The sequence below is a fragment of the Micromonospora sp. NPDC049081 genome (assembly GCF_040648835.1).
Taxonomy (GTDB): Bacteria; Actinomycetota; Actinomycetes; order Mycobacteriales; family Micromonosporaceae; genus Micromonospora; species Micromonospora antibiotica.
On sequence record NZ_JBEZEK010000001.1, the window covers coordinates 426,792 to 451,927 of the forward strand.

Annotated in this window: 19 protein-coding genes; 7 read left to right on the plus strand and 12 right to left on the minus strand. The window is 72.2% G+C overall.

Annotation, left to right across the window (positions count from 1 at the left end; translation table 11 throughout):
- Positions 1-9 precede the first annotated feature (9 nt).
- Entirely contained in the window at positions 10-897 is an 888-nt protein-coding gene (locus tag AB0B63_RS01425) for a phosphatase PAP2 family protein (protein WP_208569790.1), read from the minus strand.
- A 356-nt stretch (positions 898-1,253) separates the two neighbouring features.
- On the opposite strand from AB0B63_RS01425, the gene AB0B63_RS01430 reads away from it, so the two are divergent.
- Entirely contained in the window at positions 1,254-1,877 is a 624-nt protein-coding gene (locus AB0B63_RS01430; RefSeq protein WP_208569838.1) for a DUF3159 domain-containing protein, read from the plus strand.
- Positions 1,878-2,185: 308 nt separating this feature from the next.
- Here the strand turns inward: AB0B63_RS01430 and AB0B63_RS01435 are convergent, their stop codons facing one another.
- The gene (locus tag AB0B63_RS01435; RefSeq protein ID WP_357014365.1) at positions 2,186-5,083 is read right to left on the minus strand and encodes a glycoside hydrolase family 48 protein; all 2,898 of its coding nucleotides are present in this window, start codon (positions 5,081-5,083) and stop codon (positions 2,186-2,188) included.
- Positions 5,084-5,985: 902 nt separating this feature from the next.
- On the opposite strand from AB0B63_RS01435, the gene AB0B63_RS01440 reads away from it, so the two are divergent.
- Complete coding sequence (locus tag AB0B63_RS01440) at positions 5,986-7,482, plus strand: GH1 family beta-glucosidase (RefSeq protein ID WP_244253240.1); 1,497 nt, start codon at positions 5,986-5,988, stop codon at positions 7,480-7,482.
- An 87-nt stretch (positions 7,483-7,569) separates the two neighbouring features.
- Here AB0B63_RS01440 and AB0B63_RS01445 read toward each other — a convergent pair whose 3' ends face one another.
- The 3 genes from AB0B63_RS01445 to AB0B63_RS01455 all read right to left on the minus strand — a co-directional run bounded on the left by AB0B63_RS01445 (position 7,570) and on the right by AB0B63_RS01455 (position 12,077).
- Entirely contained in the window at positions 7,570-7,983 is a 414-nt protein-coding gene (locus AB0B63_RS01445; protein ID WP_208569834.1) for a roadblock/LC7 domain-containing protein, read from the minus strand.
- Positions 7,984-7,988: 5 nt separating this feature from the next.
- Positions 7,989-10,580 carry a nitrate- and nitrite sensing domain-containing protein gene (locus AB0B63_RS01450; RefSeq protein ID WP_357013649.1) on the minus strand — a complete coding sequence of 864 codons (2,592 nt, stop codon included), beginning with the start codon at positions 10,578-10,580 and terminating at the stop codon, positions 7,989-7,991.
- A gap of 69 nt (positions 10,581-10,649) precedes the next feature.
- Positions 10,650-12,077, minus strand: a complete 1,428-nt coding sequence (locus AB0B63_RS01455; RefSeq protein WP_357013651.1) for a gluconokinase — start codon at positions 12,075-12,077, stop codon at positions 10,650-10,652.
- A 230-nt stretch (positions 12,078-12,307) separates the two neighbouring features.
- Here AB0B63_RS01455 and AB0B63_RS01460 point away from each other — a divergent pair, with 230 nt between their 5' ends.
- Positions 12,308-14,227 (plus strand): anthranilate synthase family protein, encoded by a 1,920-nt coding sequence (locus AB0B63_RS01460; RefSeq protein ID WP_357013654.1) that lies wholly within the window; start codon positions 12,308-12,310, stop codon positions 14,225-14,227.
- Between the two features lie 132 nt (positions 14,228-14,359).
- On the opposite strand, the gene wrbA is transcribed toward AB0B63_RS01460, so the two are convergent.
- A complete protein-coding gene (wrbA, locus tag AB0B63_RS01465) occupies positions 14,360-14,977 on the minus strand; it encodes an NAD(P)H:quinone oxidoreductase (RefSeq protein ID WP_208569787.1) in 618 nt (205 codons plus the stop codon).
- Positions 14,978-15,062: 85 nt separating this feature from the next.
- Here wrbA and AB0B63_RS01470 point away from each other — a divergent pair, with 85 nt between their 5' ends.
- Both AB0B63_RS01470 and AB0B63_RS01475 read left to right on the plus strand, forming a co-directional pair.
- A complete protein-coding gene (locus tag AB0B63_RS01470) occupies positions 15,063-15,554 on the plus strand; it encodes a GNAT family N-acetyltransferase (RefSeq protein WP_357013658.1) in 492 nt (163 codons plus the stop codon).
- A gap of 291 nt (positions 15,555-15,845) precedes the next feature.
- Positions 15,846-16,952, plus strand: coding sequence for a winged helix DNA-binding domain-containing protein (locus AB0B63_RS01475; protein ID WP_357013661.1), 1,107 nt, complete (start codon positions 15,846-15,848; stop codon positions 16,950-16,952).
- A 658-nt stretch (positions 16,953-17,610) separates the two neighbouring features.
- On the opposite strand, the gene ugpC is transcribed toward AB0B63_RS01475, so the two are convergent.
- From ugpC to AB0B63_RS01495, 4 genes are read right to left on the minus strand one after another with little or no spacing between them, the layout of a single operon-like run.
- Positions 17,611-18,816 carry a sn-glycerol-3-phosphate ABC transporter ATP-binding protein UgpC gene (ugpC, locus tag AB0B63_RS01480; protein WP_208569784.1) on the minus strand — a complete coding sequence of 402 codons (1,206 nt, stop codon included), beginning with the start codon at positions 18,814-18,816 and terminating at the stop codon, positions 17,611-17,613.
- An 8-nt stretch (positions 18,817-18,824) separates the two neighbouring features.
- Positions 18,825-19,658, minus strand: coding sequence for a carbohydrate ABC transporter permease (locus tag AB0B63_RS01485; RefSeq protein ID WP_208569783.1), 834 nt, complete (start codon positions 19,656-19,658; stop codon positions 18,825-18,827).
- A gap of 1 nt (position 19,659) precedes the next feature.
- Positions 19,660-20,559, minus strand: a complete 900-nt coding sequence (locus AB0B63_RS01490) for a sugar ABC transporter permease (RefSeq protein WP_067308257.1) — start codon at positions 20,557-20,559, stop codon at positions 19,660-19,662.
- Complete coding sequence (locus tag AB0B63_RS01495) at positions 20,556-21,845, minus strand: ABC transporter substrate-binding protein (protein WP_357013666.1); 1,290 nt, start codon at positions 21,843-21,845, stop codon at positions 20,556-20,558. Before AB0B63_RS01495 ends, AB0B63_RS01490 begins: the two co-directional genes overlap by 4 nt.
- Before the next feature lie 565 nt (positions 21,846-22,410).
- Here AB0B63_RS01495 and AB0B63_RS01500 point away from each other — a divergent pair.
- Together AB0B63_RS01500 and AB0B63_RS01505 are read left to right on the plus strand one after the other, a co-directional pair.
- Positions 22,411-22,842, plus strand: a complete 432-nt coding sequence (locus AB0B63_RS01500) for a hypothetical protein (RefSeq protein ID WP_208569832.1) — start codon at positions 22,411-22,413, stop codon at positions 22,840-22,842.
- Between the two features lie 47 nt (positions 22,843-22,889).
- A complete protein-coding gene (locus AB0B63_RS01505; RefSeq protein WP_208569779.1) occupies positions 22,890-23,165 on the plus strand; it encodes a hypothetical protein in 276 nt (91 codons plus the stop codon).
- A 155-nt stretch (positions 23,166-23,320) separates the two neighbouring features.
- On the opposite strand, the gene AB0B63_RS01510 is transcribed toward AB0B63_RS01505, so the two are convergent.
- Positions 23,321-24,010 carry a L,D-transpeptidase family protein gene (locus AB0B63_RS01510; RefSeq protein WP_208569778.1) on the minus strand — a complete coding sequence of 230 codons (690 nt, stop codon included), beginning with the start codon at positions 24,008-24,010 and terminating at the stop codon, positions 23,321-23,323.
- A 397-nt stretch (positions 24,011-24,407) separates the two neighbouring features.
- Complete coding sequence (locus AB0B63_RS01515; RefSeq protein WP_357013670.1) at positions 24,408-25,127, minus strand: HAD family hydrolase; 720 nt, start codon at positions 25,125-25,127, stop codon at positions 24,408-24,410.
- Between the last annotated feature and the right edge of the window lie 9 nt (positions 25,128-25,136).

Here is a 25,136-nt window from a genome sequence, read left to right on the forward strand (position 1 = left end):
GGCCTCCGGTCAGCCCTTCCAGCGGGGCACCAGGCGGTGTACGGAGAGCAGCACCAGTGCCGCCACCACCCCGATGGTGCCGGCGATCCCGGCGGCGCTGCCGGCGTACCCGATGAACAGGGTGCGGCGGGTCAGCTCGTCCACCGGCACCTGCTGCTGGTCGAGCAGGCCGGACAGGGCCAGTCCGCAGCCGAGGACGGCGAGCAGACCGCCGATGCCGAGCACGCTGGCGGCCACCCTGTGGGCGTCGTCCGGGGCGACCTGCGCCTGCTCGTGCTGGAACACCAGCAGGAGCAGGCCGGCCAGCGCCGCCCAGACGCCGACGACCAGGAACGCGGCGACCGCGTCGCTGGGCCGGTGCCAGCCGGCGGAGAGGGTGGCCACCCCGGCGACGGCCGCGTACGCGGTGCCGAGGAACGCCCCGAGGACACGCACCTTGGCCGGCAGCACCAGGATCAGCGCCAGCGCCACCGAGGCGGCGATGGTGGTGTGTCCACTGGGCAGGCTGTTGCCGACCGCGTCGCGTTGCGGGTCGATGCCGAGCGCGGGCCGGTCGATGACGTACTTGAGCACCTGGGTGGTGACGTTCGCCCCGGCGATCAGCAGGGTGGCCGAGATGGCGAGCGCCTTGCGGCCCCGGATCAGGGCGATGAAGAAGATCACCACCATGGCCGCCAGCAGGGAGACCACCGACATGGCGTTGAGGATCCGGTTGACCAGCCCGTCGATGCGGTCCTGGCCGATCCGGTTGCCGGTCAACGCGACCGTGTCGAGCCACTGCCCGGTCCCGGTGTGCACGGCGAACCGCCACACCAGCAGAAAGGCCGCCGTCTGGGCCAACGCCAGTACGACCAACCAGACCGCGGTCCAACCCCTTGCCGTCGCACGCACCCGCACACCGTAGCGGCATGCCCGGCACGTCGCTCGTGGGCCCACCGGGGCGACCCGGATACCTTGACACGGGACCACGGGAGGTGACGGTGACCGGCACACCGCAGCACGGACGATCGACCCGGCAGCCGCCGTCCGGGGACCCGCCGGCATCGCCGCCGCACGGGCCGTCCCAGCAGCCACCGGCCGGGGACCCGCCGGCACCGCCGCCGCACGGGCCGTCCCAGCAGCCACCGGCCGGGAACCCGGCGGCCGGGCGGTCCGCCGCCGCGCCCACGGCGACCGGCCAGCCGACCGCCGCACCACCGCCGGCCGGGGACCCGGCGGCACCCCACGAGCCGGCACCGCAGCCGCCGGAGCAGGTGGAGTCGTTGGCCGGTCTGCTCGGTGGGCGCGGGGGCGCGGTCGACGCGACCCTGCCGCCGGTGGCGTTCACCATCGGTTGGCTGGCCACCGGACGGTCGGTCGTCGGCGGGGTCGCCGTGGCCGTGCTGGCCGGTACGGCGGTGGCGCTGTGGCGGTGGCGGCGCGGGGACCGCCCCCGGGCGGTGCTGATCGGGTTGCTGGCGGTCTGCCTGGCCGCGGTGGTGGCGCTGCGCACCGGTCGGGCCGCCGACTTCTTCGCGGTGCAGGTCTTCTCCAACCTCGCCAGCGCGCTGGTCTGGATGGTGAGCATCGTGGTACGCCGGCCGCTGCTCGGGGTGGTCGTCGGGGCGGCGTTGCGCCAGCGCGGGCGGTGGCGGCGCGACCCGGCGCTGCTGCGGGCGTACGCGAGGGGCAGTTGGGTGTGGGCGGCCACCTACGTCGTGCGGGTGGCGGTGTTCCTGCCGCTGTGGCTGGGTGGGCAGGTGCTCGCGTTGACCGTGGCGCGGGTCGCGTTGACCTGGCCGCTGGTGGCGGCGGCGCTGACGGTGAGCTGGGTGGTGATCCGCCGGTCGCTGCCGGCCGGCCATCCGGGGCTGCGGCACCCGGCGGAACCCCGCTGAGGTGCTGCCGGGAGCGGATACGTTAATGGAGAGGCCGCCACGGGGGGAGCGGCCTCTCCGATCAACACGGTACTCCGTCAGGTGGCGTCGCGTTATCCCGCGCGCCCTCTTTTTTCACGGCCCTTTCCCGCCGGAGCGGGAAAGGGGATGGTGGGGTGGGCCGGCCGTTCCGCTGCGTCGGCCGGACGGTCGACCCACCCCCGGCCTGACCGTGGGAATCAGGCCGCCCGCCGACCGGGCGTCCGCTCCCCCGGGCCCGGTCGGCCTCCGGGTGGGCGGCGCCGCGCCACCCACCCGGCAGGGTCAACTCAGCCGTTCGGGAAGAGCATCCCGTAGTCCGCGTACGCCATGGCGATATCGGACTGGGCCCAGAACCGGTGGTAGTTGAACGTCGGCTCGGGGCCGCCCTTGAGGTACGCGTCGACCTTCGGCCAGTCCGGGTCGTTCTTGTAGAACGACCGGATGTCCAGGAAGCTCTTGCCGGCGGCGATGGTGTCGCCGTTGGGCATCTTCCCGGTCCAGCCCGGCGGCACGTAGAGGCCCTGACCGTCGGTGGCGTTGTAGACGTCGTCGAAGCGCTTGTAGTCGCCGCGCGTCTCCGTCGTCGACACACCCTTGCTGTCGCTGGCCGCCGAGAGCGCGTCCAGCAGACCCTTCGCGGTGGTCTTGGCCTGCGTGTTGCCGGACTTGGCCGCGTACGCGATCAGGGTCCGGGCGAGGGAGCCGGTGACGCCGACGTCCTGGCCCGTGGAGCTGACCTCGACGTGCAGGCCGGTGTTGGACGCCGGGCTGCTCGGGTTCCAGTTGGCGGGCTGGCCCGTCCACTTCAGCTCGGACGGAACCGCCCAGTTGGTGCCCAGCTTGGTGTTGGCGATCGCCCACGGCACCCACTTGTCGAGCAGCGCCTTGGCCTTGGTGTTGCCGGTCTCCAGGTACAGCTCGGCGATGCGCTGCATCGACCAGACCTGCATACCGAACCACTGGTTCGACGGCGGGTCGTTGTAGACCGGGTCGACGTCGTAGTACATGCCGTAGAAGGTGGCGGTGCCGGCCGGCGGCTGGGCGTAGCTACCGTCCCAGCTGTTGGTGGCGCCACCGGCGATGCCGCCCTCGGCGGACTGGAGCCAGGTGTAGAACTCCAGCTGCCGGTCGAGGCTCTTCTGCCAGTCGCCGACCGCGGTCGGGGACTTCGGCTTCAGCTCGTTCACGTTGGTCATCGCCCAGGCCGCGAACGGGTTCTGGTAACCGAAGTGGCTGTGGCTGGAACCGATCCGCCAGGACCAGCCCGCGCTGGCGTCGTACGCGCCACCCCAGGCGTAGTACCAGGACAGCAGGTAGTGCGCCGAGTCCTTGCCGGTGCCGGCGGGGCAGGTGCTGGCCCCGACGCAGTTGCCGATCTTCTTGAAGTACTTGTCGTACATCGCGTACCGCAGGTAGTCGCCCATCTTGGCGGCCTTGGCCACGGTGGCCGCGACGTCGGCCTGCTTGCCCTGCGCCTTGGCCCAGGTCAGCGCCCAGTACGCGGCCTGCACGGCGCGGGCGTCGGCGTCCGGGGCGTTGGTGTACTTCCACTGCTTGGCCGGGGCACCCGAATCCTTGACGAACAGGTCGAGGTAGCCGTACTGGCCGCCGTGCTTGAAGGTGTCGCAGGACGGCTGCGGGATGGTCTCCCACACCGACTCCTGGGTGCCGCGCTGGAAGGTGTTGATGTACGCCGGCTTGGTGGTGCCGTCACCGCAGCGGCCGAAGCCGTAGGTGTTGTCGACGTCCATCAGCCAGTGCATGCCGTAGATGTCGCCGGTGCCGTAGGTGGACTGCAGCTCCGAGCGCAGCGGGTCCTGGCCGACCGGGACGCTGGCGTTCAGCGCCGACGGGTACTGGCTGGGCAGGTTGTACTCGGCGGCGTACTGCGGGGTGCCGGCGACGCCCGCGGTGGGCTGGTCGGCGTGCGACGGGATGATGTACTTCTCCATCACCGTCCAGGCGTTGTTGAACGGGGCCCAGTTCTGGGTGACCCGGCCGTAGTAGGCCTCCAGCCACAGCCAGTAGCTGAACGCCTCGGAGGTGGTCTCGTGGCCGTGGTCGGGGGCCTCGACGATCAGCGTCTCGATCGAGTGGTACGGCACGCCCTCGGGGCTGAAGTAGCCCGAGTTCTTGATCTTGCCGTACTGGTCGAGGAACTTCGCCACGTAGGCGTTGTCCCCACCGGGGGTGTCGTTGTCGATCTCGGTGGCGGCGACCGCCAGCGAGGCGAGGCCGGTGCCGGCCGCGGTGATGGTGGCGGAGCCACCGGCGGTGTCGGTGTCCTCAGCCGCGGAGACCGTGACGGTGACCCCGGTGTTCCAGTTGCTCGGGGTGAGCGTGACGGTGGCCGGCGAGACCGTGATGTCGGTGTCACCGGTACGGGTGAGGGTGACCGGCACGCTGCTCGTCGGTGCGGCGCTGAGCTTGAGGTTGAAGGTGGTGCTGCCACCCTCGTTGACGCTCACCGAGGACGGCGTGGCGACCAGCACCGGGCCGGTGGCGTTGCCGACGGTGAACGACTTCTCCGACACGCCGATGCCGTTGGCGTTGTCGTACGCCTTGGCCTGGACCGTGTAGCTGCCGGCCGGCAGCGAGGTCAGCGTGTAGCCGTACGGCGCGGAGGTGTCGGTGTTGACCAGCAGGCCGTTGCGGTAGAACTCGACCTTGCTGATCGTCCCGTCCGGGTCGCTGGCGGTGGCGGTCAGCGGCACGTCGGCCGGCGCGGTGAACGGGCCGGCGGGCACACCGAGGGAGACCGTCGGCGGCTGGTTGGCCGGGGTGCCGTTGCACGGGGTGCCGTTGAGGGTGAACGACGTCGGCTTCGGGTTGCTGCCCGAGTAGGAGCCGTTGAACCCGATGGTGGTGGAGGCCCCGGTCCCGATGTTGCCGTTGTAGGACTCGTTGGTGGCGGTGACCTCGCTGCCGCTCTGGCTCCACTTCGCCGACCAGCCCTGGGTGACCCGCTGGCTGCTGTTCGGGAAGGTCCACTTGAGCGACCAGCTGCTGAGCGCGTCACCCATGTTCTTGATGGTGACGTTCGCGGTGAAGCCGCTGCCCCAGTCGTTGGTGGCGTAGACCACGTCGCAGGCCGGCGCGGCCTGGGCCGCGCTGGCCGGCAGGCCCACCCCGCCGATGGCGAGTGCGGTGGCGGCGAGCATCGCCGTGCGGCGACGTCTTGCCATGAGTCTCATGTGCGCGGTGTCTCCTCGGACCGGGCCGGGGCTGCGGGCCCCGGCGGAGGCACCTCCACGCGCGGATACAGGGGTGCGCGGGGGGACGGAGGCGCCGGAATGGTGGTCGGTCCGGCCGGTGGGCCGGGGCAGGGACGGGGTACGGCCGAGCAGGCCGGCCGTGCCGTTCCTTCGGGTGCCGTCCGGGAGACCCGGATGCCCTCGGCGACCCATCACTCGCGCGTGTTTGGCTCCGCTGCGTTGATTCGACAGTGTGCCATGGAAGCGCTCCCACGACAACTACCAGTATCGAAACGCAGGTCGATGTTTCGATCTCGTTTAGGGGCTTTCACAAAGCCGTGACGGGCGTTACAGTCGCAGCATCGCCGATGGGAGCGCTTCCATCGACGGAGATGCAACAAGTGAAGGTCAGAACCGTGGTCGCCCGACCACGGGGTTCAGCCCGAAAGGCTGACGACGGGCCAGCCCGGACACCGTCGCCAGCCATCATCCCACCATCACGGAGGGAGGTGGAACCAGAGCCACTCGCGTGGCCCGGCTCCCGCGCGACACGCACGGCCGGACGCCAATTCGAGCGTGCGTGTGTGCAACACAGGTGGGGACGGGGGTTGCCCTCCCCCGTCCCCACACTAAACCCCCGTACTCGACGGGAAAAGAGGCCGACGGGTCAGGCGTGCGCGCCGCCCGGCCGGCCTCGATCGCTATCTGCCCCTCGGCAGTTGGGCCGACCGTCCCCACGACGGCGCCCGTCACACTCCCGATTCCCCATCCCGGCCGCCCACGCGCGGCCCTCTAGGCTGGCGGCCCGCCCCCGAGGCGGCCGGGCCGTCGCACGCCCGCGCTGGGAGCGCTCCCGGCCGTCGGGGTGGCCCGCACCCTGAGGAGAAACATCCATGTCGATACTCACCCGGCGACGCCTGCTGCGCCGCGCCGCGCTCTCCGCCACCGCCACCGCCGGCGCCGGGCTCACCGCCGCCACCGGTGCCGGTGGCCTGGTCGCGGCCACCGGCACCCTGGCCGCCGGCTGCGACACGCCGAAGGGTGGCGATCCGGCGCCCGACCCCGCCACGGAGCGGCTGCGGTTCCCCCACGACTTCGGCTGGGGTGCCGCCACCTCGGCCTACCAGATCGAGGGCGCCGCCAAGGAGGACGGCCGGGGCGAGTCGGTCTGGGACACCTTCAGTCACACCCCCGGACGCACCCACAACGGCGACACCGGTGACGTGGCCGCCGACCACTACCACCGCTGGGCCGACGACCTTGACCTGATGCGCGACCTCGGGCTGCGCAGCTACCGGTTCTCCGTCTCCTGGCCCCGGATCCAGGCCGACGGCACCGGCAAGCCCAACCAGCGCGGGCTCGACTTCTACAAGCGGCTCGTCGACGGACTGCACGAACGCGGCATCGCCCCGATGGTCACCCTCTTCCACTGGGACCTGCCGCAGGCGTTGCAGGACGAGGGCGGCTGGGAGAACCGGGACACCGCCCACCGGTTCGCCGACTACGCCGACGCGGTCTTCCGGGGCATCGGCGACCAGGTGCCGGTCTGGTTGACCATCAACGAGCCCAAGACCGTGGTGCAGAACGGCTACCTCTGGGGCCACCACGCCCCCGGCCGACAGGACGCCGACGCCGCCTACCTGGTCGCCCACCACCTCCAACTCGCCCACGGCCTCGCCGTCCGCGCGCTGCGTGCCACCGGCTACGACACCCGCATCGGCCCGGCGCTCAACCTGCACCCGTGCTACCCCGCCGACGACAGCCCCGCCGCGGCCTCCGCCGCCACGCTGCACGACGGGTACGAGAACCGCCTCTACCTGGACTCCATCCTCACCGGGGCCTACCCGGCCGACGTGCTCGCCGACCTCGGCCCGGACAGCCGGATGGTCCGGGGCATCCACGACGGCGACCTGGGAATCATCTCCAGCCCGGTGGACCTGCTCGCGGTGCAGTACTACACCCCGCTCTACCTGACCGGCAACGGCAACACCGTCACCCGCTGGCCCACCAGCGAGGCGGACTGGCAGCAGATCTACCCGCAGGGCATGTACGACACCCTGACCCGGGTCACCCGCGACTACGGCCCGATCCCGATCACCGTCACCGAGAACGGACTGCCCTGCCCCGACACCCTCGGCCCGGACGGCACCGTCGACGACGCCGGCCGGATCGCCTTCCTGCGCGACCACTTCACCGCCGCCCACCGGGCCATCGCCGACGGCGTACCGCTGGAGAGCTACCACGTCTGGTCGCTGCTGGACAACTTCGAATGGGCCGAGGGGTACGACCAGCGCTGGGGGCTGGTCTATGTGGACTACCCGACCCAGCGGCGCGTCCTGAAGCGCAGCGCCCACTGGTACCGCCAGGTCATCCGGGACAACGGCCTGTAGAGACGTCGACCGGTAACCCGGCGACGGGGGCACCACCGGCACGGCCGGACCGCGTGGGGGCGGTCCGGCCCGGCACCCGACCGACCGTCAGCGGGGCAGTGCCTGCTGGAGTTCCGCGCGCAGCGCCGGGGTCAGCATCTCGCCGGCCTGCTTGGCCAGCCGGGCCATCTCGTAGCCCACCACGCCGATGTCCGCGTCCGCGCCGGCCAGGGTGGCCAGGATCGAGCCGTCACGGATCTGCATGACCAGGAAGTAGCCCCGCCCCATCTCGACCACCGTCTGCTTGACGATGTCGCCGTCGAACATCTGGGCCGCCCCCGCGGTGATGCTCATCAACCCCGAGGTGACCGCGGCCAACTTGTCCGCATGGTCCCGGGGCAACTGCGCCGAGATCGCGACCAGCAGACCGTCCGAGGAGACCACCACCGCGTGCGCCACGCCCGGCACCCGCTCCGCGAACGCGTTGACCAACCAGTTCAGGTCACGCGCCTCCTGACTCAGCGTCATCACTGTCGTCCTCCTTCGCTGCGCACACCCGGCGGCAAGATTAACTCGGTGGTCTCCTCGGCCTCGGCACGGCGCACGCCGCTGTAGAGCCGGGACAGCATCCCGCCCACCGCCTCCGGGTCCAGGTCCTCGCGTACCCGGGCCGCCGGCCGGGCCGGCTCCGTCACGGAGGTCAGCTGGGCCATCGGCACCCGCACCGGCAGCCCCCGGTCGTTGGTGCCGCCGGTGACCGGGACGAGCGGCGGCGCCGGCGTGCTCTCCCCCAGCGACACCGGCGACGACGGGGCCGGCCCCTGCCGGGACCACCAGCCGCCACCGGTGTCGGCCGGGGGCGCAGCGACCGGCGCCAGCACGTCCGCGGCGCGGACCGGCAACGGGGCCAGCACGTCCGCGGCGCGGACCGGCAACGGGGCCGGCGCGTCGGGCCGCTGCTGCGGCACCCCCGGCCACTGCTGCGGGGGGCGGCCGGCCACCGGCAGGTCGACCGGGTGGACCGCACCGGGCTGGCGCGACGCCCCGACGGGACGGGGCGCGGCGGAGACCGCGGTGGTGAGGGCCCGCTGCCCGACCGGCATGTCCAGCTCCACGGCGGGCGCCGGCGCGAGCAGGCTCGCCGGCAACGCGATCCGCGCCACCAGCCCCTGCCCCGGGGCGGCCAGCTGCACCCCGACGCCGTGCCGTGCGGCCAGGTGGCTGACCACGAAGTGACCCATCCGCTCGATGGCCGCCACGTCCGCCGCCGGTGGTGCCGCCAGCACCGCGTTGGCCTGCGCCAACGCCGCCGGGCTCATGCCGAGACCGGCGTCGGCGACCTCCACCACCGCACCGCCGCCCTCGGCCCACGCGCTCACCCGGACCGCGGTGTCCGGCCGGGAGAAGGCAGTCGCGTTCTCCAGCAGCTCCGCCATCAGGTGGACCAGCTCACCGACGGCGTGCCCGACCACGTAGAGGTCGGCCACCGACTCGTGGCGGACCCGCTGGTACTGCTCGATCTCGGCGCTCGCCGCGAGCAGCACCGCACCCAACCGCACCGGCCGGTTCCACCGGCGGGTGGACTCGGTGCCGGCGAGCACCAGCAGACTCTCGTCGTTACGGCGCATCCGGGCGGCCAGATGGTCCAGTTTGAACAGGTTCTCCAGCTGGTCCGGGTCGGCCTCCTCCCGTTCCAGGTCGTCGAGCAGCTCCAGTTGCCGCTCCACCAGCACCTGGCTGCGCCGGGCCAGGTTCACGAACATCGCATTGACGGTACGGCGGGTCTCCGCCTGTTCCACGGCGACGCTGACCGCACTGCGGTGCACCGCCACGAACGCCTCGGCCAGCTCGCCGATCTCGTCCAGGGACCGCACCACGGCGGGCGGCACGTCGATCCTCGGCACCCCGCCGTCGACGGCCCGCAGCCGGTCCAGGGCGTGCGGGAGTTCGACCTGGGCGATCCGCAGTGCCTGGTCACGCAGCCGCTGCATCGAGTTCGCGATCGACCGACCGATCAGCACGGCCAGCAGCACCGCCAGGGCGAGCACCACCACGATGCCACCGAGCACCAGCAGGGTGGTGCGCAACTGGGCGCCGCTGACCTCGTCGGCCCGGACCACCGCGTCGTCGAGGACCCGGGTCTCCAGCTGCCGCAGCAGCGCCTGCCGCTGCTCGCTGACCGTCCACCACTGGTTCGCGGGCAACACCGCGGGCAGGGCGGTGCCGCCGGTGGTGATGCTCTTCTCCTCCAACTTGGTGGCGTCGACGAACGCCCCCTGCCGGGAGGTCCGGTCGTACGCCTGGATCTGGCCGGTGGTCGCGGCGACCCGGAACGCGCCCAACGCGGCCAACTGCTGGGCCCGCAGGTCGGTCAGGTTCACCTGGTCCTCCAGGCCGTACCGGCCGGCCCGGCCGGCGGCGTACAGCTGGGCCCGGATCCGCGACGACAGCTCCTTGACCCGGGCCAGCTGCACGTAACGCAGCACCGCGTCGGTCAACTCCGGACGCTCCGGCCCGGGGTTGGGCTCGGCGAGCAGGCCGAGCAGCGCCTCCACCGCCCGGTGGTAGTTGCCCAGGATGGTGTCGCTGCTCAGCACCGCCGGTGGCACCGCCGCCCGGATGTAGACCACCTGGTCGTACGCCTCCAACGCCTCGGCGTAGGCGACCTGCCAGGCGGCGTCGGAGTCGGCCAGCGGGCCGGCCGCCTCGCGCAACGCACCGACGGCCGTGTCGGTGGCGGAGTGCAACGGCCGCAGGGCGAGCTGCGCGGCGTCCCGGTCGGCGGCGTTGCCCGCGCGGCGCAGGGCCGCCAGTTCACCGGCGGTGCGGTCCCGTTCCTGCTGGAGCCGGTCCACCACGGTGGTGATCTGCTGGCCGATGCCGACCTGCCGGGCGAAGTCGTTCAGCGCGGTGGTCCGCCCGACCAGCCCCGCCGTCTGCACCCCGGCCAGCACCAGGAAGGCCACCGACGGGATGACCAGGACGGTGGCGAGCTTGGTCCGCATCCGCCAGTCCCGCAGCCGCAGCGGCGAACGCCGCCGGTGCGGCACGACCCGCTCGTCGAACCGGTTCCGACCCGGCGACTCCGCGCTCGGTGTCGGGTCGGGACCTGCGTCCACGTCTCGCCTCCTCGGTCCCCGTCCCCACGACGGGTGGCCCGGTCCATCCAACCAGGCCAGACACCGGTGTCAACGGGTCGACGGGGCATCCGACCGGGCGGACGTGCCGGACCGGACGGTCGGGGTCGGCGAGGGGTCCTCCTCCGTACGGCCGGTGCCGGCGAGCCGGTCCGCGTCGGGCACCCGACCCAGCGCGACCAGCGCGGCCCCGGTTGCCCCGATCTCCCGCTCGGCGCGGTGCCGGACCCGTCGCGGGGCGAGCGCGGCGGCGAACGCCGTACGCCACCACGCGGAGGCGGTCACCGCTCCCCCGCCGAGCACCACCTCGACGGGTGCGTCGACACCGGACTCCAGCACGGCGAGGTCGTCGGCGACCATCCGGCACAGCCCGGTCATCAGCCCGGCGAGGATGTCCACCCCGGTGCTGGAGAAGCTGAGTCCGTGCAGCTCACCGGAGCCGGCCGGGGCCAGACCGGGCGGCCGGTCCCCACCCAGCCGGGGGTTCGCGGCGAGCACGCCGTCCGGCGCCACCCGGGCCAGCGCCGCGTCGAGTTCGGCCCCCTCGGGCAGCCGCAGTTCCCGGTTCGCCCAGGCGAACAGGTTCCCGCCGGACGAGTAGGCCGCACCGGTCACCACGTGCTCGTGGTCCACCCGGTAGCGCCACAGCGACGCGGGCAGGGGCGGCAGCGGCGTCCCGGCCGGGACCCGCTGGACCAGCCGTACCGCGGCGGAGGTGCCGACGGTGACCGCCGCCCGGCGGGGGTCCACGCAGCCCGAGCCGACGTTGGAGGCGGCCCCGTCACCGACCGGCGCGGCCCAGTCCGCCGCGGCGAGTTGCGGCCACCGCCGGGCGTGCCCGGCCCGCAGCCGACCGTGCCAGCCCATCGGGGCCAGCTCGGGAAGCTCACCCGGGCGGACCCCGGCCAACGCGACGGCCTCGTCGTCCCAGTCGAGGCGGCGCAGGTCGAGCAGGCCGGTGCCGGACGCCATCGACACCGACATCGGCGCGTCGTCGAGCAACTGGCCGAGGACGTACTCGACCAGGCCGGCGAACCGGGTCACGCCGGTCGTGCGTTCCCGCAGCCAGGGCAGCCGCACCGACCAGTAACAGCGGTGCCACCACGCCCCGGTACGACGGTGGAAGTCCTGCGGATCGGTCGGGCCGCTCGCGCCGGGGGCGGCTGCGGGCCGGGTGTCCAGCCAGGTCAGGACCGGGCCGAGCGGGTCACCGGCCCGGTCCAGGGGCAGCACCGAGTGCCACTGCGCGCAGACCGCGACCAGGCCCACGTCGCGCAGGTGGCCGGCGGCGGCCAACTCGTCCAGACACTCGGTCAGGCCGGCCAGGTAGGCGGCGGCGTCCAGGGTGCCGGCGCCGTCCCCGGTGACCGACAGGTGCACCTTGCGGCGGGCCAACGCTCCCGGCAGCGGGTCGGCGTCGGCGTCGAGCACCAGTCCCCGTACCGAGGAGGTGCCCAGGTCGAGGGCGAGAATGTTCATCGCGGATCACGCTACCCGCAGCTGCGGATGGGAACGCCCTTCCCCGTCGTCCCCGCACCGCCTAGGGTGGGGGCATGCTCGCGCACCTGACCTGCTGGTGGCCCGCCGACCCGGCGGCCATCCCCCGCGCGTAGCTCTCACGCGGCCGCCCCGACGAGGCGGCCGACGGTTATCTCCCCGGCACCGGGGCCGCCCGACGACGAGGCGGCCCGGCCGACGAGGAGAACCCGATGAACCACCCGTACGACCTGCTCGCCGCCCTCGCCGACGGCGGGGACCCCGGCCCGTTCGCGCTGGTCCGCCGCGACGGCGTCGACCACGTCGACCTGTTCACCGGCCCGGTGGGCGTCGCCGACCACCTCGCCGACCTGCCGCTGCCAGAGGGCGGTCCGGGCCCCCGGACGCTGGCGCTGGTGCCCTACCGGCAGATCGCCGAACGGGGCTTCGCGTGTGTGGACGACGGCGTCCCGCTGGAGTACCTGACCGTCGAGTCGCACGTCGCGTTGCCGCTGGCCGACCTGCTCGCCGCCCTGCCGACCGGGCCGGTGGTCACCCGCGACGCCGCCTTCGACGTCGACGACGACGAGTACGCCCGGATCGTCGACCGGGTGCTGGCCGAGGAGATCGGCCGGGGCGAGGGGGCGAACTTCGTCATCCACCGCACCCTGCACGCCACCGTGCGGGGCACCCCGTTGGGTGCCGCGCTGGCGGCGCTGGGCCGGCTGCTACGCGACGAGCGGGGCGCGTACTGGACGTTCCTGGTGCACACCGGCACCCGGACCCTGGTCGGCGCGAGCCCGGAACGGCACGTCAGCGTCGACGACGGCCTGGTCATGATGAACCCGATCAGCGGCACCTTCCGGCACACCGGGACGGCCGCCGACCGGGACGCGCTGCTGCGGTTCCTGCACGACCCGAAGGAGGTCGAGGAGCTGTACATGGTCCTCGACGAGGAACTGAAGATGATGGCCGGGGTGGCCGAGCACGGCGGGCAGGTGGTCGGGCCGTACCTCAAGGAGATGTCGCACCTGACGCACACCGAGTACCTGCTGGCCGGTCGGGGCACCCGCGACGTCCGGGAGGTGCTGCGCGAGACGATGTTCGCCCCGACGGTGACCGGCAGCCCGATGCAGAACGCCTGCCGGGTGATCGCCCGGCACGAACCTACCGGCCGGCGGTACTACTCCGGGGTGCTGGCGCTGCTGGGCCGCGACGCCGAGGGCCGGCAGACGTTGGACGCGCCGATCCTGATCCGGACCGCCGAGATCTCCCCCGCCGGGCGGCTGCGGGTGCCGGTCGGGGCGACCCTGGTGCGGCACTCCACCGCCGCCGGTGAGGTCGCCGAGACGCACGCCAAGGCCGCCGGGGTGCTCGCCGCGTTGGGGCTGGGCCCGCAGGCGGCGGCGGTCGGTGCGTACCCGCCGGTGCGGTGGGCCGACGATCCGCAGGTACGGGAGGTGCTCGCCGCCCGCAACGACCCGCTGGCCCGGTTCTGGCTCGACCAGCGGGCCCCCGGGGCGGCGGTGCTGCCCGGGGCGGCGGGCCGGCGGGCGCTGGTGGTCGACGGGGAGGACACCTTCACCGGGATGCTCGCCCACCAGTTGCGGGCGCTGGGCCTGACGGTGGACGTGCGGCCCTGGCACACCCCCGGCCCCACCGACGGGTACGACCTGGTGGTGGTCGGCCCCGGACCGGGTGACCCGGGCGCGGTCGGTGAACCGAAGATGGCCGCCCTGCGCGGGCTGCTGACCCGGCGGCTGGACGCGGACCTGCCCACCCTGGCGGTGTGCCTGGGTCACCAGCTGCTTAGCGGGCTGCTCGGATTGACGCTGCACCGCCGGGCCGCGCCCTACCAGGGCCTGCAACGGCAGGTGTCGCTGTTCGGGGTGCCACGTCGGGTGGGTTTCTACTCGACGTTCACCGCCCGGGCGGCCACCGACCGGATCGGCTCGCCGTACGGCCCGGTGGAGCTGGCCCGGGACCCGGCCGACGGGTCGGTGCACGCGCTGCGTGGGACGACCTTCGCCGGGGTGCAGTTCCATCCGGAGTCGGTGCTCAGCCGGGACGGCCTGGCGGTCCTGGCCGAGCTGCTGGGTCAACTCCTGGCCCGGCCGGCGCTGGCGGCGCACGGCGACCCGGTGGGCGGGTAGTGCGGCGGTGGGCGGTGGATCGGACGGTGCTGGCGACCCGTCCGATCCACCGCCCACCCGCCGGCACTGCCCCACCCGCCGGTCCGGTCCGGCGGGGCGACCTGGTCCGCCGGCTCGGTCTGGTCCGCCGGCTCAGCCGGCCAGGCCGCGCTTGACGGCGGCGCCGATGCGGACCGCCCGCTTGGCGGTCAGCGCGGTGGCCGCGAGCGCCACGTGGTCCGGGGCGATCTCCCCGTTGTTGCTGGTGTGCGACGCGCCGTACGGGTTGCCGGCGACGAACTGACTCGGGTCGGTGTAGCCGGGGGTGACCACCACACCACCCCAGTGGTAGAAGATCGTGAACAGCGACAGCAGGGTCGACTCCTGCCCGCCGTGCGAGGTGGCGGTGGAGGTGAAGCCGCTGTAGACCTTGTCGGCCAGCGCACCGTTGGCCCAGAGCGGGCCGGTGGTGTCGATGAACTGCTTGAGCTGGGCGGCGATCATGCCGTACCGGGTGGGGCTACCGAAGATCACCACGTCGGCCCAGGCCAGATCGTCGATCTCGGCCTCCATCACGTCCTGGGTCTCCAGCCGGTGCGCCTGCCAGCCCGCGTTCGAGCGGATCGCCTCGTCGGGCGCCAACTCCCGCACCTTGCGCAGGCGCACCTCGGCTCCCGCCTCACCGGCGGCCTCACAGGCCGCCTGCGCCATCTGGTAGGTGATGCCGGTCGCGCTGTAGTAGATGACCGCTACCTTGACCTGGCCGTCCATTCCTGTGTCCTCCTCGGTTCGGGTCAGCTCCCGCGACTACCCGGTGGTTGCCGGGTCAAACGTTCCCGCGTGGCATGATCCGGACATGCAGCTGCGCGCCGCCACCGCCGGGGACTGGCCCGCGATCTGGTCCTTCCTGCGCGAGATCGTCGCCGCCGGGCAGACGTACACCTGGCCGCGTGACGTCAGTACGGACGACGCCCGCCGACGGTGGCTGGTCGCCCCACCCGGTCGGACGGTGGTCGCGGTGGACGACGACGGGACGGTCCTGGGGACGGCGAAGCTGATCGCCAACCAGGAGGGGCCGGGCGACCACGTGGCCAACGCCAGCTTCATGGTCGCGCCGACGGCGGCGGGTCGCGGCGTCGGCCGGGCCCTCGGGGTGTACGTGCTGGAGCTGGCCCGGGACGACGGCTACCGGGCGATGCAGTTCAACGCGGTCGTGGCCAGCAACACCCGGGCGGTGGCGCTGTGGCAGTCGCTGGGATTCGCCGTGGTCGGCCGGATCCCGGAGGGTTTCCGCCATCCCGACCTCGGCCTGGTCGACCTGCTGGTGATGCACCGCCGGCTCGACTAGACCGCCGGCGACACCGAGAGTTTCGGCCGCAGCTCAAGATTTCCGCAAGTTCCGCCCGGGAACGCTCCCACGCACGGACGGGAACGCGATCCTGGGGGCACGGACGCTGGGGTGGGGGCCACCCTCGGGGTTCGGGGGGACCTGCACGGGGGATCGCGCTCCGCCGGTTCGGCAACCGGCGTAGCGCGATCAGGGGTCCCCACCCGCATGACCACCGCGCTGCGCGCCCGGCGGTGACGGTCCGGTCCGGGTGTGCCGGCCGACGTCGGGGGTGCTCCCTATGCTGGCCGCATGGTGGAGCTGACCGGCGGCGAGGCGCTGACGTTGCGGATGACCGCGCTGGGCCTGCGGGAGCACCCGGGTGGCCGGCCGGTGGACGTGGCCGGGGTGGTGGAGTGGTTCGGGGCCATGCAGGCCCAGGACGCGGCGAGCGGCCTGTGGTCGCTGGGCCTGCGGCTGCCCGGTCACACCGAGGCCGACGTACGCGCCGCCCTGGAACGACGCGAGGCGCTGCGCACCTGGCCGATGCGGGGCACCGTGCACCTGGTCCCCTGCCGTGACGCCCGCTGGATGCTGGAGCTGACCGGGGTACGCGCCCTGGCCGGGGCACCGGCCCGCCGGGCCACGATCGGGCTGACCGAGGCAGACGCCGACCGGGCCGCCGACGTGCTCGGCGCGGCGCTGGCCGGCGGTGGCCGGTTGACCCGCGCCCAGTGCCTGGCCACACTCGCCGCCGCCGGCATCGACACCACCGGCCAGCGCGCCTACCACCTACTCTGGTACGCCAGCCAACGGGGTGTCACCTGCATCGCCCCGCACGTGGGCACCGAGCAGACCTTCGCGCTACTCGACGAGTGGGCCCCCGACCCGCACCGGCCCGAGCGCGACGAGGCGCTGGGCATCCTGGCCCGGCGCTACTTCCGCAGTCACGGGCCGACGACCCGGCGGGACTTCACCGGCTGGACGGGGCTGACCGCCGCCGACGCGAAGCGCGCCATCGCGGTCGCCACCGACGCCGGGCAGTTGGCCGTGGTGCACGTCGACGGCGTGGAGTCGCACCTCGACCCGGCGTTGCTCGACGCGCCCCGCCTGCAGGTGGACGACGTCCACGTGCTCCCCGGCTTCGACGAGTACCTGCTGGGCTTCAAGGACCGCACCCTGATGGTGGACCCGGCGCACGTGTCGGCGGTGATCCCCGGCGGCAACGGGGTCTTCCAGTCCACTGTGGTGCGCGGCGGCCGGGTGGTCGGCACCTGGAAGCGCCGCCTCGCCCGGACCAGGGTCACCGTGACGGTGCAGCCGCTGGTCCCGCTGGACACGGAGATCAGACAGCGGGTCGGGGCGGCGTTGGAAGGCTACGCCCGCTTCCTCGACCTGCCGTTGCACCTCTCCTGGTAGCCCGCCCCATCCCGCAGCCCCTCGTGCCGGACCTCCCCCGGCCGCCGCCCGCGCCGCACAGCCCCCACAGGCCGCACAGCCCGCCTGGGCCGGGCAGCCCTACAGGACGGCGCAGCCCGCCTGGGCCGGGCAGTCACCACGGGCCGGGCAGCCGCCACGGGCCCGGTAGCCGCCACGGGCCCGGTAGCTCCTGCACGCCGCAGTGATGCGCACACATCCCGAATACCTTGCCCCGTTGGCAACTCAGCGCAACTCTCGACAGTGTTACTGCCAGTAATCGGCTGCCTCGGCCACCGAGAAGCCCGGAACCCCGCCCCCATGTGCCATGAACTGGGAATTCACCGAAATACCTCGCCGACCGCCACTACACCCACCCGACCCCTTTGCTCTGCTGCCATCTACGCGACAGTTGCGGAACGTGAGCGTCGCATGGGTGGCAGCAGAGCAAAGGGGCCGAAGGCGGTAGGGCGAGGCGGACGCTTAGGTTACTGTCCGTGCTGGGCGGGTGGCGGCGAGCCCCGAGGTCGGCTCGGACGGCGCAGGCCGTCACCGGCCTCGTGGGCAGCCGCACCGGGCCGCTGCGTCTGCGGCCCCAGCGGGGTGGGCCGCCGCTGGGTGGGCCGCCGCCGCTGGGGCCGGACGTCCGGACCGGGAGGGATCAGTCGCCGAGCGTGCCGGCCGACCGGCCCTCGTGCAGGGTGAGATTCCGTCCGTTCGACGGGTCGAACAGGTGGATCTTCTCGAGGTTGAACCAGACCCGCCGGTCCTCGCCCTCCTGCACCGGCGACTCGGCCGACAGCCGGGTCACCAGGTTGCCCCCGCCGCCGCTGAAGTCCGCACCGGCGTCGGCGGCCAACTCCTCCAGCTCGGCGGCGCTGGCCCGCTGCCCCTCGACGGTGAAGTAGACGTACTTGTCGGAGCCCATCGACTCGACGATGTCGGCGGGGGCGGTGAACTCCATGCCCCGGGCCCGCGCCTCGTCGTCGATCAGTTCGGCGTCCTCGAAGTGCTCGGGGCGGATGCCGAGGATCAGCTCCCGGGGCGCGTCGGCCCCCTCCAGCTCGCGGCGGATCCGGTCGCCGATCGGCACGTCACCCAGGGCGGTCCGCAGCTTCCCGTCCTCCACGGCGGCGTGCAGGAAGTTCATCGACGGGGAGCCGATGAAACCGGCGACGAAGAGGTTGCGGGGGTGGTCGTACAGCTCCTGGGGCGGGCCGACCTGCTGGATCGCGCCGCCCCGCATGATGACCACGCGGTCGCCGAGGGTCATCGCCTCGGTCTGGTCGTGGGTCACGTAGACGGTGGTGGTGCCGAGCTTCTTCTGCAACCGGGACACCACGGTACGCATCTGCACCCGCAGCTTGGCATCCAGGTTGGACAGTGGCTCGTCCATCAGGAACGCCTTGGGCTGCCGGACGATCGCCCGGCCCATCGCCACCCGCTGGCGCTGCCCACCGGAGAGGTTCGCCGGCTTGCGGTCCAGCAGCGAGGTCAGCTCCAGCACCTTCGCCGCCTCGTCCACCTTCTGGTCGATGGTCGCCTTGTCCAGCTTGGCCAGCCGCAGCGGGAACGCCATGTTCTCCCGGACGGTCATGTTCGGGTAGAGCGCGTACGACTGGAACACCATCGCGATGTCCCGGTCCCGTGGCGCCTTGTCGTTGACCCGTTGTCCGCCGATGCGCAGCTCACCGGAGCTGATGTCCTCCAGCCCGGCGATCATGTTGAGGGTGGTGGACTTCCCGCAGCCGGACGGACCGACCAGGATGACGAACTCGCCATCGGCGATCTCCAGGTCGACGTCCTGCACCGCGACGGTGCCGTCGGGGAAGCTCTTGCTCACCTTGTCCAGCACGATGTCAGCCATTTTGTCACCTATCCCTTGACTGCGCCGGAGGTCAGACCGGAGACGATGCGGCGCTGGAAGAAGAGCACGAACAGGATGATCGGAATGGTGATCACCACGGCGGCGGCGCAGATCGCCCCGGTGGGGTCCTCGAACTGCGACTCGCCGGTGAAGAACGACAGCGCCACCGGCACCGTACGGGCCCGCTCGGTCGAGGTGAGCGTGATGGCGAACAGGAAGTCGTTCCAGCAGAAGATGAAGACCAGGATCGCCGTGGTGAACAGGCCCGGGGCGGCCAGCGGGGCGATGACCCGCCGGAACGCCTGCGCCTGGGTCGCGCCGTCCATCTTCGCCGCCTTCTCCAGGTCCCACGGGATCTGCTTGAAGAACGCCGACAGCGTGTAGATCGCCAGCGGCAACGCGAAGGTGATGTACGGCAGGATCAGCCCCGGCCAGGTGTCGAAGAGGCCGAGCTGCCGTTCGATCTCGAACAGCGGCGACACCAGCGACACCTGCGGGAACATCGCGATCAGCAGGGACACCCCGACCAGCAGGCGCTTGCCGGGGAAGTCCAGCCGGCTGATCGCGTACGCGGCCATCGCGCCGAGGACCACCGCGATGAGCGTGGCGATCAGGGCGATGCCGATCGAGTTGACCAGGGCGCGGACGAACTGGTCGGTGTCGAAGATGCTCCGGTAGTTGTCCAGCGTCCACTCCCGGGGCCAGAACTTGCCGTCGGTGAGGGTGGCCGGGGTCTTGAACGACAGGGAGGCGATCCAGAGCACCGGGACCAGGGCGAACACGACGACGATGACGTCGATCAGGCCCCAGCGCAGCTTCGCCCGGGTGGTGGTGTCGGCCATGTCAGCGCCTCTCCCCGTCGTCGCTGCCCGGGGCAGCGGTGCCGAACAGCTTCACGAAGACGAACGCGATGATCGCCACCGTGATGAAGATCAGCACGGACATCGTGGAGCCGATGCCGAGGTTGAGCCCCCGGATCAGGTTGTTGTAGGCGAGCATCGACACCGACGAGGTCTCGTTGCCGCCGTTGGTGAGCACGAAGATGTTGTCGAAGACCCGGAACGCGTCCAGGGTGCGGAACAGCAGCGCGACGAGGATCGCCGGCTTCATCACCGGCAGCATCACCTTGGTGAACCGCTGCCACGCCGTCGCCCCGTCGGTGGAGGCCGCCTTGAGCAGGTCCTCCGGCACCAGCGCCAGCCCGGCCATCAGCAGCAGGGCCATGAACGGGGTGGTCTTCCAGATCTCGGCCAGCATGATGATCGCCAGCGAGCTGGCCCGCTCGGTCAGCGGGGCGCTGCCGTCGAACAGGTTGGCCAGGTAGCCGGTGCCGGGCGTCCAGGCGTACCGCCAGGAGAACGCGGCGACGACCGTGACGATGCCGTAGGGGATGAGCGCGGCGGTCCGCACGATGCCCCGGCCGACCAGGGTGCGGTGCATGACCAGGGCCAGCCCCATGCCGAGCACCAGTTCCACCGCCACGGTGACCACCGTGATCAGCATGGTCACCCCGAACGCGGTCCACCAGAACTCGTTGCTCAGCACGGTGACGTAGTTCTCCAGCCCGATGAACTCGCGCTGGTCGGGGAAGCGCAGGTCGAAGCGCTGCAACGACAGCCAGACCGAATAGATGATCGGGTACGCGGTGACCAGCACCATGACCAGCGCGGCCGGGGCGCACAGCAGCCAGCCCAGTTTCCGTTCGGCCTTCTTGTTCTCGCTCAGCGGGGCTCGCCGGCTCACGGCAGGACCCCCTTGGACTGGAGCGCGTCGGAGATGGCCTTGCGCAGCTCCTTGGCGGTCTGCTCCGGCCTGATCGCCGACGGCGGCGACAGGATCGCCGACATCACCGTGGAGATGCTCTGGTACGCGGGGGTCAGCGGACGGACCGCCGGCTCCTTCAGCTCCTCCAGGATGGTCTCCTTCATCGGGTACGCCTCGTCCATCTCCGGATCGTCGTAGACCGCCTCGATGGTCGGGGGCACCCCGTCGTTGATCGCGGAGAACTTCTGGTTCTTGGCGTCCCGGAGGCACTTCGCCGCCTCGAAGGACTCCGTCGGGTGCTTGGAGTAGGCGCTGACCGCCATGTTGACCCCGCCGATGGTGACCTTGCTGGGGGTGTTCGCGTCGACGCCGGGCACCCGGGCCCACTTGACCTTCTTGGCCAGCTCCGGGTCGGCCTCCTGCAACGCCGGGTAGACGAACGGCCAGTTGACCTGGAAGGCGCCCTTGCCGGACTGGAAGTCCAGCCGGACCGGATCCTCGGTGGAGTTGCTGAACGACGGTGACGTCACGCCCGACGTGGCGAAGCGCTGGAGCTGGTCGAGGGCCTTGACGGTGCCTTCGTCCATCACGGCCTGCTTGCCGTCGTCGCTGAGGATCTTGCCCCCGGCACTCTCGGCGAGCGTGTTGTAGAGCACCACCAGGCCCTCGTACTGCGCGCCCATGGTGAGCACCTGGTACGGCTTGCCCTGCCCCTTGAGGTCCTTGGCGACGGTGATCATGTCGTCCCAGGTCTTGGGTGCCTGCGGGACGAGGTCGCTGCGGTACCAGAGCAGTTGCACGTTGGTGTTCTTGGGCGCCCCGTAGAGCTTGCCCTCGTAGCGGGCGGTGTCCAGCGGGCCCGCCAGGGTGCCCTGTTCGACCTCGCTCTTGTCCTGACCGGTCCACTCCCGGATCCACTTCGCGCTGGCGAACTCCTGGGTCCAGGTGACGTCGAGGCCGAGCACGTCCATCCCGCTGTCCTCGGCGGCCAACCGGCGGACCAACTGCACCCGCTGGTCGTCGGCCTGCCGGGGCAGCACCCGGTAGGCGATCTTGTAGCGCCCCTCGGCCCGGGTGTTGCAGTCGTCGACCACCTTCTGCAGGTTCTGCTCGGGCGGGTAGTACAGGTTGATCGTGGGCGTACCACCGCCACCGTCGTCGGTGCCGCACGCGGCCAGCGGCGCGACCAGCGCCAGCGCGGCGGCGGCCGCCCCGGCCCGGAGCGCCGGCCGACGCCGGTGTCGGGCCGTTCCGGGGTCCGTCATCACCCTCCCCCTCTCTTCGGCGAAAACCGGGGGGGTCACCCGTGCCCCGGTGCACGGCTAGCCGGTACCGCGCCGCTGAAGTGCGGAAACACGCCGCCCCGACCGATGCCTGCGCCTAGACTGCCCGACCTGCGAAGCCGTGAAACCTGCCGGTAACCGGAGTCCGGACCGGCCACCGAGGCGTCACCACCAACACCCGACTACCACCCTTTCGCGGTCTATTGACCGATTAAGCCCCGGACCCCATGGTGCAGTCGACTCTCGCCAGGTTCACGCCTGGGCGGGCCTTTCGGGCAGTCTGATCCGGGGGCTCCGGCAGTGCCGCGGCCGGCACGTGCGGCGGGTCGGCCGGCCACGACTGTCCGGTCGGCGGGTGCGGCAGGGCTATCCCGCGTGTGCCGTGTGCACTAGCGTTGATGCACTCACTCCACAGCCAGCGCGTCGCCGTCGTAGTCGATACGCCTCCGGCCGACATCAGCCTGCCCGTTCGGTGGGTTCTCCCGCGAACTCCCACTGCGCGCCCCCGGCCCGGGCAGGATCGTCCTCAACGAGGAGGTGCCCCGTGGTGCAGGACACCCGCGCTCTCGCCCTGACGTTCGAGGTGAGCGGCCTGCCACCGGTGAAAACCGAGGCGCTGTCCATCTTCGCTGCCGGCCATCGGCAGGCGACGAGGGTCCGCGCCCTGCTCGAGGCGGCCTGCGCCGCGGCCCAGCAGACCGGCTGGACGCCGTTGGCCGGGCCGATCGAGGTCGACCTGATCCTGCGGTGCCCACCCGGGCACCGCACCTCCGACGCCAGCACCCTGCTGGGCGGGGTGTGCGCGGTGCTCCAGGACAAGAAGCGGGTGGCCAACATCGGGCTGGCCCATCTCGGGGTCCTGGTCGACGTCGCCCTCTACGTCGACGACCGGCAGATCCGCCGGCTGTCGTACCGGGAGGAACCGGCGGAGGACTTCTCGTACCAGGTCCGGGTGGCCGACGCGTCAGCCGTGGTTTGACCGACGTCCGCGGTGGGGTACCGCGGACGCCGACGAAGGGAGCGCCGATGTCGGAGCCACATGTCACGCTCGACCCGAGAGGGCTCGATCCGGTGCAGCAGAAGCTGCGCGGCCCACTGGAGGATCAGCTGACCTCGGCCCTCCAGGCGGCCACCGACCGGGTCCGGGCCGGCTATGCGGGCGAGCCGGTCGAGCAGGTCTGCCAGCAGCTGCTCGACGAGACCCGGTCCGGGCTGCACCCGGACATCGCCGCCGGTTTCCGGCCCGACATGGACGAGTTCTGCCGGGTGGCGGTGGCGATCGTCCGGGACGAGATCGCCTGACCCCGGCGCACCGCGTGCCAGCTCAACCCCGACCAAGGCCCTGCACCGGCCAGGGCGCACCCCGACCATGCCCTCCACCGGCCAGGACCCGACACGACACCGGTCAAGCCCACCAGCCAGGGCCCGACACCGGCCGAGCCCTCACCGGACGGGGATCAGTAGCGGCCGAGGTTCTGGGCCGGGCAGATCACGATGCGCGGGGCGTGCTTCGGGTCCAGCCAGCGCAGCACGGTCACCAGGTCGGCGTGCGACATGCTGACGCACCCGGCGGTCGGGCCGCCGCCGGCCTTGCTGAACTCGTGCAGGAAGATGCCGCTGCCGGCGTCGGGCACGGGCTTGGGCACGGTCGGCGGCATGTTGTAGGTGATGACCGCGAAGTGGGTGTACGCCGGCACCTCCCGCCACAACGCCTCGCTGTATCCGCCGGGGTTCGTGCTGCTGTGCTGGAACGTGTTGTAGGCCGCCGAGTTCGGGTTCTCGTTCCACCAGTCGTCGGTTACCACCCGGTGGTAGGGGAAGCGCACGCCCGGGTTGGCGGCGATGCCGTACATGGTGGGGCCGAAGGAGTAGACCCCGGTCGGGGTGGTCGCCACCCCCTCGGTGTGGTTGTCGCTGAACCCCTTCGCGCCCAGCCGGGCGGCCAACGGGGCCGAGACCGCCACCCAGCGCCCGCCCGCCTGGTGGAACGTCTCCACGGTGGCGTACGTGGTGGAGTAGCTGCTGCCGGTGACGATGACGACCTGGCGGGTCCCGGCGGGCAGGGTGGTCAGCCGGGAGGCCCGGTTCGGTGGCGGGAGCGGCCGCCCGCGACCCGTCGCCGGTGCCGAGCCGGGTGTGGTTTCCATCCCGAGATGATCGCACCACGAACGACACCCGGTGTCCCGAGGATCGCCGGGCGCTGGTCCGGTTGGGTCAGGGCCGGGTCCGCAACTCCCCGGCCCTGACCGCCAGCCGTCCGGCCCGGCAGCGGTGGTCGCCGGTGCGAGCACGACGGGCGGGGCAGGCCGCCCACGTCGGGCCCGACACTCGGGCCAGGCCGCCTGCACTCAGCTCCACGGTGCTCCGGGCGTCGGACTTCGGCGCGTCCCGGCCACCCCGAATGGCGCCGGACGCGGGCCCAGGTTAGGCACCCGTCGCCGGGCCGGGCAAGCAGGTAGGTGGGGGCTGCGGGGGTGATTCCCGCCGGGGCGGAATTGCGGCATCCCGGCGTGACACGGTCAGCCGGGTCGACGCTGTTGGCGCTCAGAAGTGGGCGAGCAGATCCGGGAAGGCGGCCAGCCGGATCACCCCGGTGTCGGCCGGGTCGAGGTCGTCGTTCTCCAGCACCCAGGTGTTCTCGTTGGGGATGAACACCGCCCGCATCCCGGCCGCCCGCGCCGGCAGGATGTCCGACTTCGGGGAGTTGCCGATCATCCACGCGTCGGCCGGCGCGAAGCCGTGTTCCCGGGCCAGCCACCGGTAGGTCCCGGCGTCCTTCTCGGCCACGACGTGCGCTGCGGTGAAGTGGTGCAGCAGGCCGCACGCGTCCAGCTTGCGTTGCTGCTCCTCCCGGTCCCCCTTGGTCAGCAGCAGCAGGTCGTAGCGGGTGGCCAGGGCGTCGAGGGTGTCGGCGACCCCGGGCATCAACTCGACCTGGTGGTTGACCAGCGCGGTGGCCAACCCGTCGATGTCCGCACGTTCCCGGTCGGTGGCCGGCCGTTCCCGCAGCCGCTCCAGGCACTCGCCGAGGCTGCGCAGGAAGACCTTGCTGCCGTAGCCGTGGGCCACCGCGTTGGCCCGCTCGATGTCGTCGAGCACGGTACGGATCTGGGCCCGGTCGAGGCTCGGATGGTCGAGCCAGTCCAGGAAGTCGTCGATCACCCGCTCGAACAGGACGTTGTTCTCCCACAGCGTGTCGTCGGCGTCGAAGATCAGCGTCGTCGCGCCCGCACCCGGGGCCGTTCCGGTCCCACCCGCACTCATCCGGTCCCC